11 protein-coding genes are annotated in these 10,240 nt (G+C 53.0%); 5 read left to right on the forward strand and 6 right to left on the reverse strand.

The window, feature by feature from the left end; all coding sequences use genetic code 11:
• Positions 1–90: 90 nt before the first annotated feature.
• The 4 genes from C4520_00865 (at position 91) to C4520_00880 (ending at position 2,444) form a co-directional block, all read left to right on the forward strand.
• Positions 91–402: a transcriptional regulator gene (locus C4520_00865; GenBank protein ID RJP26218.1), complete on the forward strand. Its 312-nt coding sequence runs from the start codon at positions 91–93 to the stop codon at positions 400–402.
• 66 nt (positions 403–468) lie between these two features.
• The gene (arsB, locus tag C4520_00870; GenBank protein RJP26219.1) at positions 469–1,560 is read left to right on the forward strand and encodes an arsenical-resistance protein; all 1,092 of its coding nucleotides are present in this window, start codon (positions 469–471) and stop codon (positions 1,558–1,560) included.
• 62 nt (positions 1,561–1,622) lie between these two features.
• Positions 1,623–2,018, forward strand: coding sequence for an arsenate reductase ArsC (locus C4520_00875; GenBank protein ID RJP26220.1), 396 nt, complete (start codon positions 1,623–1,625; stop codon positions 2,016–2,018).
• Between the two features lie 48 nt (positions 2,019–2,066).
• Positions 2,067–2,444, forward strand: coding sequence for a molybdenum cofactor biosynthesis protein MoaE (locus tag C4520_00880; GenBank protein RJP26221.1), 378 nt, complete (start codon positions 2,067–2,069; stop codon positions 2,442–2,444).
• Positions 2,445–2,494: 50 nt separating this feature from the next.
• Here C4520_00880 and C4520_00885 read toward each other — a convergent pair whose 3' ends face one another.
• Together C4520_00885 and C4520_00890 are read right to left on the reverse strand one after the other, a co-directional pair.
• Positions 2,495–2,905, reverse strand: a complete 411-nt coding sequence (locus tag C4520_00885; protein RJP26222.1) for an FHA domain-containing protein — start codon at positions 2,903–2,905, stop codon at positions 2,495–2,497.
• Positions 2,902–4,524, reverse strand: coding sequence for a serine/threonine protein kinase (locus tag C4520_00890; protein RJP26223.1), 1,623 nt, complete (start codon positions 4,522–4,524; stop codon positions 2,902–2,904). The genes C4520_00885 and C4520_00890 overlap by 4 nt, the downstream gene beginning before the upstream one ends.
• Before the next feature lie 487 nt (positions 4,525–5,011).
• On the opposite strand from C4520_00890, the gene C4520_00895 reads away from it, so the two are divergent.
• The gene (locus C4520_00895) at positions 5,012–5,764 is read left to right on the forward strand and encodes an amidohydrolase (protein RJP26227.1); all 753 of its coding nucleotides are present in this window, start codon (positions 5,012–5,014) and stop codon (positions 5,762–5,764) included.
• Positions 5,765–5,807: 43 nt separating this feature from the next.
• Here the strand turns inward: C4520_00895 and C4520_00900 are convergent, their stop codons facing one another.
• The 4 genes from C4520_00900 to C4520_00915 all read right to left on the reverse strand — a co-directional run bounded on the left by C4520_00900 (position 5,808) and on the right by C4520_00915 (position 10,239).
• On the reverse strand, positions 5,808–6,875 hold the full coding sequence (locus tag C4520_00900) for a hypothetical protein (GenBank protein ID RJP26224.1): 1,068 nt from the start codon (positions 6,873–6,875) through the stop codon (positions 5,808–5,810).
• 244 nt (positions 6,876–7,119) lie between these two features.
• Positions 7,120–8,805, reverse strand: coding sequence for a hypothetical protein (locus C4520_00905; protein ID RJP26225.1), 1,686 nt, complete (start codon positions 8,803–8,805; stop codon positions 7,120–7,122).
• Positions 8,806–9,071: 266 nt separating this feature from the next.
• Positions 9,072–9,578, reverse strand: coding sequence for a hypothetical protein (locus tag C4520_00910; GenBank protein RJP26228.1), 507 nt, complete (start codon positions 9,576–9,578; stop codon positions 9,072–9,074).
• 439 nt (positions 9,579–10,017) lie between these two features.
• Positions 10,018–10,239, reverse strand: coding sequence for a hypothetical protein (locus C4520_00915; GenBank protein RJP26226.1), 222 nt, complete (start codon positions 10,237–10,239; stop codon positions 10,018–10,020).
• Position 10,240: the final 1 nt, after the last annotated feature.

The raw sequence follows: 10,240 nt of genomic DNA on the forward strand, positions 1-10,240 counted from the left end.
ACCAAAGCTATCACTCAGAAGAAAAAGAACAAAAGCCGCCCTCGATCAAACTTTCCTACAGAAATTACTCGGAATTTAGATGCGTAAGCCCTGCGCGCGCGCATCCTTAAGATGCTCGAGGAACACGAACTGTGCGTCTGCCAGATCATCGCGGTCATCGGACTGAAGCAGCCAACGATCTCGAAACACCTTTCAATCCTCAAGAAGGCCGGGCTGGTCGAATCGAGGCGCAACGGAACGTGGATGTTCTACAGTCTCTCACGAAAGAGACGGACCGATTACGACCAGGTCCAATTGGCCCTGTTGCGCAACTGGCTGAATGACGACCGCCTGATCGAAGCCGACCGCACTCGATTGGCAAAGGTGCTGAAAATCGATCCTCATGAACTCTGCAAAGCTTGAGGTCCAGATTGTATTTCTACCCGGCTATTTGGTAACCGCAAAGACAATAACGGAAAGGGTAACATTATGGATACGGGTGTGACAAAGCAGCTTTCCTTCCTGGACCGGTTCTTGACGCTCTGGATTTTTTGTGCAATGATTCTTGGTGTCGCGTCGGGATACTTCACCCCCGGAATCGTCAACTTCATAACAAAATTTCAGGTCGGAACGACCTCGATTCCGATTGCCATCGGCCTCATCCTGATGATGTATCCGCCGCTCGCCAAAGTGAAATATGAAGAGCTCGGGCGCGTTTTTAGGGACACCAGGGTCCTGAGCCTTTCGCTCGTTCAGAACTGGATCGTCGGCCCTATCCTCATGTTCGTGCTGGCGGTGTTGTTCCTGCGCGGGTACCCGGAATATATGGTCGGCCTGATCATGATCGGGCTTGCGCGCTGCATCGCCATGGTGATTGTGTGGAACGACCTCGCGAAGGGCGACGCCGAATACGCCGCCGCGCTCGTGGCCTTCAATTCGATTTTCCAGATTCTCTTATATTCAGTGTATGCGTACGTCTTCATCACCGTTCTTCCAGGGTTCCTTGGGATGGAAGGTCTGGCTGTCCATGTCTCGATGGGCCAAATAGCCGAGAGCGTGTTCATCTATCTCGGCATCCCGTTCATCGCCGGCATCATCACGCGCTTCTCTCTGATATCGCTCAAAGATAAGGCGTGGTATGAGAACAAGTTTATCCCGAAGATCAGCCCGATCACGCTGATAGCGCTGCTGTTCACCATCGTCGTCATGTTCTCGCTCAAGGGCGAATACATCGTCCAGTTGCCCCTGGACGTCGTGCGCATCGCGATCCCGCTGCTCATCTACTTCGTACTGATGTTCCTGGTCTCGTTCTATATGAGCAAAAAAGTCGGCGCCAATTACGAGCAGAGCACCACGCTATCATTCACCGCGGCCAGCAACAACTTCGAGCTCGCGATCGCGGTCGCGGTCGCAGTATTCGGAATAAGCTCGGGGGAAGCATTTGCCGCCGTGATCGGTCCGCTGGTCGAGGTTCCGGTCCTCATCGGTCTGGTGAACGTGGCGCTGTGGTTCAAGCAGAAGTACTATCCGTACGCGGTGGAGACGCCCGCCGGCGTCTGTCATGTTTCATGCAAGACATGAGCCGTTGATATACGCAAGTAAAGAACCAAAACGATTTGGTATATATTTAAAGAAGAGATGCCATGAAAAAAATATTGTTTGTCTGCGTTGAGAATTCCTGTCGCTCACAAATGGCCGAAGGATTTGCCAATGAACTCGGCAAGGGAGTCATCGAAGCTTACAGCGCGGGCTCAGAGCCGTCGGGCGTCGTCAATCCGAAAGCCATCGCATCCATGAAGGAAATCGGTATCGATATCTCATCCCACAAATCCAAGGGATTGGATGCGGTTCCCGCCGCCGAATGTGATATGATCGTTACCATGGGCTGCGGCGCCGATACGCCTTCCCTGCCCGCAAAGATGCGCTTCGATTGGGACCTGCCAAATCCGAAGGACATGCCGCGAGAGGAGTTCAATCAAGTGCGGGATGACATTCGCCGCCGGGTGCTTTCCCTTCTCAGGGACCTTAAGGATAAATGAATTGCGGCGACAACCCACTCGGCGTCTACCCCGAACCGAGGAGGAAACATGATCGAAGTAACGCAAAATCCAATTGATCCGGCATCAGTCTACAAGCGAATAAATACAGCCGGCTCCGGCTCCGTCGTCGTTCATTTCGGCGTCGTCAAACCCGTCGCACAGGGAAAGAAGACCGGCGGCATCAAGTTCGCTCCAAAGGAAGGCCTCAAAGACGAGATCGCCGAGATCGAAAAACAGATGCGCGAGAAATGGCCGATTGACGACGTGCTTCTGATTCGCCGGGTTGGAAATCTCACGATCGGCGATATCATCCTGGCGGCCGCAGTCGCGGCGGAAACCCGCGGCGCCGCCTTCGACGCCTGCCGCCATGCCGTCGAGTCTTTCAAAAAACTGAAGCAGATCAACAAACAGGAACTGTTCGAGTAAAAGCACACCTCTGCTCGGCGAAAATCGCTCTGCCGGCAAGAAAGGCTTCTTTACCTGAACAGCTTTCTCAAAATCTGTTTCTGGCGGTCGGGTTCGAGTCGTTGCGTTTTCTCGATTTCGCTGATGCTCTGCCCTCTTTCCTGCAGCCCGAATTTTCGGAAGCTGACCGCGATGGTGTGCTTGCCGACGGTAATCAAGTCCTTCTCGCGCAAAACCCTGCGCGCCACCTTCTTCTCATTGACAAACGTGCCGTTCGTGCTTTCAAGATCTTCCACAATGTACCGGTACTTTTCCTCGAGGTGCTGGTTCCGCTCGCGCAGAATTCTCGCATGCTTTCCCGAGACCGTCACATTATCAATCTGAACCGAATTGTCCGCGTTCCGGCCAATGGTGATCTCGTCCTGGTCGAATTCCAGCTCCTGAATTACCGCGCCGTTAAACCTGATCGACAACCGTATCATCCCGCTCCTCCTGGTTCCACATTAGAATCCGTTGAACCCTGAATCTGCTGTGCGAATGATGCGCGTTTTCCTGATTCTTCAAGACCCTCCGATAGATCGGCGAATGCCTGTAATTCTGTGAGGCAGGCTCTCATTCCATTCGGCCGTTTTTCCGGATCCTTAGCCAGCATCTGGAGTACCAGCTCGTCAAGTTGTTCCGGAATCTGATCGTTTCGCCCTCGCAACGAGGGCGGTTCCCGAGTCAATTTCTGTACGATAACTGTCTCAAGTCCTCCTGTGAACGGCAGGTGTCCGCTCAGGATTTTATAAACGGTAACTCCGAAGGCGTAAATATCAGAGCGAGAATCCGCCTCTTTTCCCTCGGCCTGTTCCGGACTCATATATGCGGGAGAACCCAACACAGTGCCTGTATGCGTGTGCAGACTGGATTGAGCCAGCTTTGCCAATCCGAAATCGCCTATTTTCAGGAGACCCTCTCCAGTTACAAAGATGTTCGCCGGTTTCACATCGCGATGCACCACTCCATGCTCATGCGCGTACGCCAGCGCCTCCGCCAACTGAACGATCAGGCGCACCGCCTCGTGTATCGGCAGCGGCCCTTTCTTCCTCAGCAGCGCGTCCAGTTCCTCGCCTTCGACAAGCTCCATCGCAATCCAGCACTGCCCGTTTTGCTCAACAAAATCATAAACGTGCACGATGTTGGGGTGGTTGAGCCGGGCGAGGGTTCGGGCTTCCTGCTGAAAGCGCATCGCCAATTTCTCGTCGTGACTCATGGAATCCGGAAGCTGCTTCAGGGCCACATCGCGCGCCAGGACGCTATCGTAGGCGCGGAAGACGATGCCCATCGCGCCGCGCCCGATCTCGTGCCGGATGCAGTAGCGCCCGTCAGGCCCGACAACAGCCGCCGCAGACGGACACGTCTCCAATGTCGCCGCCGCGCCTCTTTTTTGATTGAAAACCTCCTGAGATGTTCCAGGCAAATCAACAGTCTGTGACGCCGGCGCAGGACCAATTGCTTTCTCCGCGGATGCGCCTTTAGCCTGATTCAATTCGCGCACCCGCTCCTTTGCTATTAAAAGCTTCCCGTTCAATGTCTTCTCGTAATCCGGCTCTACCGCGAGCGAGAGAGCGGCGGCGTAGAGCAACGCGCTGGCCGACGGCTCCGAATCGAGCAGCACATCGGCTTCGCTTTCGCGGCGGCGCGCAAGAGCCGTAGTGCGATTGACCGCGCGAGGAACATGTAGCAGGAAAAGACAAACGATCAGGCTTCCCGAACCCGCCCACAAAATATGTCGGGCCAACTTTTTTTGCTGATCAAGCCGGGGATGCGGCATCGTGTTGGTCCTCAATCCGAATATCATTCTGACGGTGGTTGGCGGATATAATTTTTCGAGCTGTGCATCGACAGCAGCCGGTACGAAGCTGGCCATCCCCACGATGACCAACACCACGGTTATCTGAGCCAGATGAGCCGTCAGCAAACACCGGCCCAACACCGAAGGCTTCCTTACTATCCCCGGCATCAGAAGAATCCCGCGGAAGATCTCCCTTAAAAAGACACCGAGCGCCGCAGCGCCTTTCTTCAGCAGCCAAAAAAGAAAAGACATAAAACCGCGCATGAAATCCTCTGCCGTTATGGTCTAAAATGACGGCTGTTGTTCAATCGGATAAGAAAACACCGTAATTCATTCCGCCGAAAGGCATTTTTCCCCCCTCAGCGGTAAAGAGCAGGAGCAATTCCTGTTCCAAAGATGTTGCATCGCCTGCGCCCAATAAAACCTCGTCTTAACCCATTGTCACAAAATTGCTTATAATTTAGAGAGCAGCGGAAGTCGCATCAAGCTCCTCATTCGGTTCACCAAAATGTACTGCCCGATGAACAGGAAAGGAATTCTCGCTTCCCGCGGCTTTATCTTTCGATCGGCTCCCCGCGGCTCGACAGGATCCCCGCGACGATATTTGACGTCCGTCCACGCTGATGGTATAAAGTTGAAAGGTCCTGGATGTCGCGCGGATGAAGTCTGGCGGAGTGAGCCCCTGCAGGTCGCCTGCAAATTCTGGAGATGATCGCCCATGCCGAAAAAAGCGAAGCCCTCACGGAAGAAAATGATTATTGATGCGGATACCCACATTTCCCCCACCGGCGGCGAGTTCAGCGTCGAAAAGCATCTGGAGCGAATGGCGCGCGCGGGCATCGATAAGACCCTTGTCTGGCTCAGACCGGATTATGAAGGGACCGGGATCGAAGGCCACAACAAGTACATTTACGATGCGGTCCAAAAATATCCGGATAAGCTGATTGGATTCGGCTGGGCCGACCCGACAGTGAGCGTCAAGCACGCTCTCAAAATGGTCAGAATCTGCACCGAGGAATACGGCTTTTACGGCGTCAAGATGAACGGCGCGCAGAATCATTACTATATCGACGACCCTGAGCTCGGTCTGCCGGTAGCTGAGGCAATCGCCGGAACGGGCAAAGCCATCGCCTTCCACATCGGGCCGGACGAGTACGAGCGAACGCATCCGTTTCGCGCGGCCAAGATCGCCAGGATGTTCCCTGAAACGCCCGTCCTGATGGTACACATGGGCATGACAAATGTCGACTTGAATAACGCCGTAATCGAGATGGCGCTGGAGTGCCCGAATATGGCTCTTGTCGGCAGCGCGACCACCTACAAGGCCATCCTGCAGGCCATCGAGACACTCGGCGCAAGCCGCGTTTGCTTTGGCACCGACGCCCCCTTCCAGTGGCCGCATGTGGTCCGCGCAATGTACAATTCGGCCCTCGAGGGCGAGGTTACCCAAAAAGAAAAGAGCCTGGTGATGGGCGGCAACATCGCGCGCATTCTCAAACTCTGATCACGGATCGGGTCCGGGACAAGCTTTGACGGATGGAAAAACATCAAAGGCCGAACAAAGGGCGTGTCCTTTTCTCTATCACCACAGTGAACGAACCGATATTATTCCAAAACCAGATCGCCGCCAGCGACTTTTGCCAGCCTTTTAAGTCGCATCCCGGCGTTCCAACGAACGTTTTGTTTTCGTAAAAACTTCTCTGAAATCTATAATCTGCCATAATCACTCCGCTTCCTTCGCCGCAGAGCGAGTCGAAGTTTTCGCGGGTCATGATACAGTCGTTTACAACAATAAACAAGGTGGCCTTTCTCCAACCAAAGGGGATACTATCTGATTTCCCCTCCACCGCTATGCCATCGCCCTGAAAAGATACGCGAGCGCCCCTCCCAATTTTGAAGAACCTCGCGCGATCAAGTTGGAATGTTCCGTCTTCGCTCACTATACATAAATCCTCTGCCGCAGTCTTCGTATTCCTGCGTACTTCGTCTTCATGGGCGAAATACCCGAGGAGACAGCCGAAGTCTGCATCATCATTATTCACTAGTTTAAAACTCGCTATCTTATCCTCATTTTTCTCGTCGCATACCAACAACTTCTCATCAATGTCATAGACTAATGCGCCATCCGCATTTCTCCAACTGAACCGCAAGTCTTCCATGTGTTGTCTCTTTATGATCTCATCCGCAAGGGACCGATCAGGCGTTGTTCCAAATCTCTCTTCCATCATTTGGTTAAAGAACTGGCCTGTAGCGGCATCATCATACACCCTTTTCCAGTCAAAGAACCCGCCGGTATCAACCATACCGCTCGCAGATATCCTCAACGAATCCCCTTTTCGCAAGGAAACACCCGTTGAAGAAAAGAAGCAATTCGCGGGCAAATTCAACAGCGTGGTGCTATCTGGGTTAGGGCCGGCGCTATGCTTCACAGTAATTCCACATGCAATGAGTTCTACGTTACCCGCCGTTCTCGACAGAGCGGACGGTAACAGAAAATGCAGGAAAAGCCATGCGAGAAGCATTATCGCAATCAGCAGAGCGAGGAATCTCAGGCATGACGTCCAACTTGTCAGAATCAGGCCTGCCGCAGACATTTCCTTGCCGTCCTTTTGCATTTTCTTTCCCTCCTTAGGCGAGCGCCTCGGCCGCAGCGCAAGGTATGACCTCGAGAGGCGCCAATAGATGAAGTCTCGTCTCTTTCTCTCACGCGGAGTCATTGTCGCCAGCGGCCGTTCTTCACGTCACGAGCACCCGCAGCACTCTCGTCGAGAGCAACCGTCCTTCTTGATTGAGCGGGAAGCATACTTCAGCCTGCTCATTGCCATGTGGACATCTTTCTGAATCAAAGCGATTGAATATTCAGTAGCCGGATGGCCGGATTTCGTGAGTCGTTTGTCCGGCGCCGGAATGATTAGGGCCCGATTCCCAAATCGAGTCGTTTTTCAAGGATTTCCACTCGAAGGATTGACCGGCAGGTATGTCGGTGACGACGCACTGCCAGATGTTGCCGGGGGACCAAACGCATGACCTCCCCGGCCCGCCCCAATTATTTAACTGCGGAATGCTCCCTCGGATTGATACAAAGTTTCCGAACCCGACGTCCCGATGAACCCTGAAAACGGTCTCGGCTCCTCCGGTCGAAGTCTTCGTCCATATCCGGTAATCGCCGTACTCGGATCGCACCGTGTAGCCGGAGATCCCGGCATCGGCAGGCTCCCACGGTTGCGAGCCTATCTTCACCACCAGTTTATTATCGATCTGGGCTGCGTACAAATCCTGCTCGGCGCGAATAACCCATACGGTGGAAGTATTGGAAATCCCCTGTTCCCTTCTCAAGTTGGAGAGCTCCTTGATCTTGTCGTGAATGAGCTGCCCTTTGTCGTAAAAATGCTGCCAATAGATGCAGGGAACACCGGGATGCGTCAGAACATAGGCATACCCCTCCAGAAGCCTGTGGTCGGGAAATTGTCTCGGATTTTCATGTGGAGGGTGCGTGTCGTGATTATCGAGAAAGGTAACCGCTTTTGCAGGCCATCTCCCCATAAGCCCCGGCAGAGCCTTCAGTTCTTCGTAGTTGCCCGCGCCGAAGCTTCTCGTCAGAATCGATTTGGCGGAAAAATCGAATGCGGCCGATTTCTTTGCATCGTCCGTGTGCGACGCGTTTATCCAGGCAATGACGGCGTCGGTATTTTCGTCCCAAAACTCACCCACTGACCAGGTGGGATTCGTGGCATCGTTGTACTCCCTCACTCGATCCGGAGAAAAACCTTTCACGTAGTCGTATCGCCAGCCGTCAAACCCGATGGAATTTCTCATCCAGAACAACCATCCCTTAAACTGGCTCCGTACGTTCGCGTCCTGGTGCGCAATGTTGGGAGGAAATTCGGATTCACCGTCATCATTTCCGCCACCCCCGCCGTTACTCGAAACAACTTCTGGAGGACTGCAGTCGTTCTTGTGTCCCCAAAACATCTTCCCGCTTGCGATTGTTCCTGTCTCATCCCCCCAACTTATCCATTCGTCGCAATCATTCTTCTGTCTGGGTCCCCTGTGATTCAAGACGATATCCGCTATCGCGCGTATTCCTCTGCCGTGCAAAACATTAATAGCGTCTTCGAGCTCCTCACGACTTCCATAGAGAGTTTCGAAACCGCCATGCCGGTACCATCTTCCGGTATAGTTCGGCCAGCCGTCCTGCACCCATTGCTCGTATTCGCCGAGATCGTAATAGTCCATCGGAACGTATCCGCAGGCCGAATAAGGATCCCCCTCTTCGTTCAAGTCCCATCGAGGTGTTTTTGAGGCGGGCGGAAACCATACTATGGTTATGCCGGCCTCTTGCATGTCTTGTGCTCTTGCAGCGATCAGATCGTACCACGCTCCGTGCTGCCCATTGTTTTTCGCCTGCCAATGAAACCCCTGAAGCATGATGTCGGTCGCACCCGGATACATCGCCAATGCCGGATGGGCATCCCATATGACGCAACCGGTCAAACTCAGCGAAATGAGAAGAAGCAACCTCAACAGCGCCAGCTTTGTCTTCATGGTCGTTCCTCTTTCAACGGTAGTCAAACGTTATGTCTAGCCGAAGCGGTAAGCCAAGAGGTTATCCTAAGCAAAAAACTTATACCAAACCGAATGTTAATGTCAAGTCGACCGGCTACTACAGCTTCTTTCTCATCTCGAACATTGAACTTCAACCACTGGTCTTTTCTCCTCCGCGCTCTGCGCCTCGGTGGTGAAAAAAGAGATCTTTTCTGCCTTCGTTCTTAGTCTCCTCTCCCTAGGGTCTGAGACTCTGAGGGAGAGGACTAAGGTGAGGGGGAAATCGGCTCAAACAGTAATTTCTCCGTGAAAACCGTCACGATTTCATTTCTCTGGTTCATGACGGCATGTTTCAGATCGACCAGCGTCTGTCCTCTGCTTGTTTTCCGGTCGACACACGCCTCGACCTCCACGTGCAGCGTGTCCTCGGGGAACGCCGGATTCTTTACCGCCGCCTCGAGCCAGACCATCCCGTGAAATTGCCCCAGGTTTTCTTTCTCGGTCATTGCGCTGATGATCTTCATGATCGAGGTCGCGAGTAGTCCCATTCCCAGGCTGATCAGCAGAGGAGCGGGCGCAAATCGCCGGGCGTGCAGGCCGGGCATCGTGCTTTTCACCCATTCCATATCGATAAACGGCGGCTCATGAAGCCCCACCAGATTCACGAAACTTACGATGTCAGTTTCAGTAAGTGTTCGCCTATGAGTCGTCAGCCGGTACACCGTCTTCCCCTGCTCATTCGTCTCTATTCTGAGTTCGTTCTGGGATGCCATGTCACGCGACCTCCAATCTGCAATGTGACTGAACCACACGCGGTGCTCCAGTATATACATCAAACCGCCTTTAATACAAAGATTCTGATCCACGGATTAACCCGGATTTTCAGGGATTGCAGGAGCATCACGGCATGCCGTGCCCGAAAAACACCAAGACGCGAAGAAAATTGAAAACACGGATGCACACGGATTCACAGGGATTAAAAAGGCAGACCACGTCGCTGAATCATAGCCTGCTGCGGAAGATTTCTGCTATCCGCAGATTGCGCTGATTTTCTCAGATTGAAAACAAAAAATAATTCCACCACGAATTCCGAATTTTGGGAACCAATGATGAACACAGTTGGACACAGAAAGAGACTCCTCTTCACTGATGGCGGAGATTCTCCATCCGCTGGTTTTTATCCGCAGACGCCGTCCTGGACTCGATCCGGGATTACGCTGATTTATTCAGATGCTTGAACCACGGATTCGCACGAATTATCACGAATTGAAAAGATATTTTCTTATCCGCAGATTCCGCTGATTTACTCAGATTAGCAAAGCAGTCCTGAGTGCCTGGTCCGCGGTCTACCGGAAGAGCATAATCGTCACATTGCTCCTTTCCTTCCTGAATCGAATCCCGCGAGGCGTGGGAGTTGGAGGACGAAAGCAACATG

Source organism: Candidatus Abyssobacteria bacterium SURF_5 (genome assembly GCA_003598085.1).
Taxonomy (GTDB): Bacteria; Abyssobacteria; SURF-5; order SURF-5; family SURF-5; genus SURF-5.

Excerpts from the sequence above, each read along its gene's own strand:
- C4520_00880 (RJP26221.1), top strand. The coding sequence starts at position 2,067 with ATGATCGAAGTAACGCAAAATCCAATTGATCCGGCATCAGTCTACAAG.
- C4520_00905 (RJP26225.1), bottom strand. The coding sequence starts at position 8,805 with ATGAAGACAAAGCTGGCGCTGTTGAGGTTGCTTCTTCTCATTTCGCTG.
- C4520_00915 (RJP26226.1), bottom strand. The coding sequence starts at position 10,239 with ATGTTGCTTTCGTCCTCCAACTCCCACGCCTCGCGGGATTCGATTCAG.
- C4520_00910 (RJP26228.1), bottom strand. The coding sequence starts at position 9,578 with ATGGCATCCCAGAACGAACTCAGAATAGAGACGAATGAGCAGGGGAAG.
- C4520_00885 (RJP26222.1), bottom strand. The coding sequence starts at position 2,905 with ATGATACGGTTGTCGATCAGGTTTAACGGCGCGGTAATTCAGGAGCTG.
- arsB (RJP26219.1), top strand. The coding sequence starts at position 469 with ATGGATACGGGTGTGACAAAGCAGCTTTCCTTCCTGGACCGGTTCTTG.
- C4520_00875 (RJP26220.1), top strand. The coding sequence starts at position 1,623 with ATGAAAAAAATATTGTTTGTCTGCGTTGAGAATTCCTGTCGCTCACAA.
- C4520_00900 (RJP26224.1), bottom strand. The coding sequence starts at position 6,875 with ATGCAAAAGGACGGCAAGGAAATGTCTGCGGCAGGCCTGATTCTGACA.
- C4520_00895 (RJP26227.1), top strand. The coding sequence starts at position 5,012 with ATGATTATTGATGCGGATACCCACATTTCCCCCACCGGCGGCGAGTTC.
- C4520_00890 (RJP26223.1), bottom strand. The coding sequence starts at position 4,524 with ATGCGCGGTTTTATGTCTTTTCTTTTTTGGCTGCTGAAGAAAGGCGCT.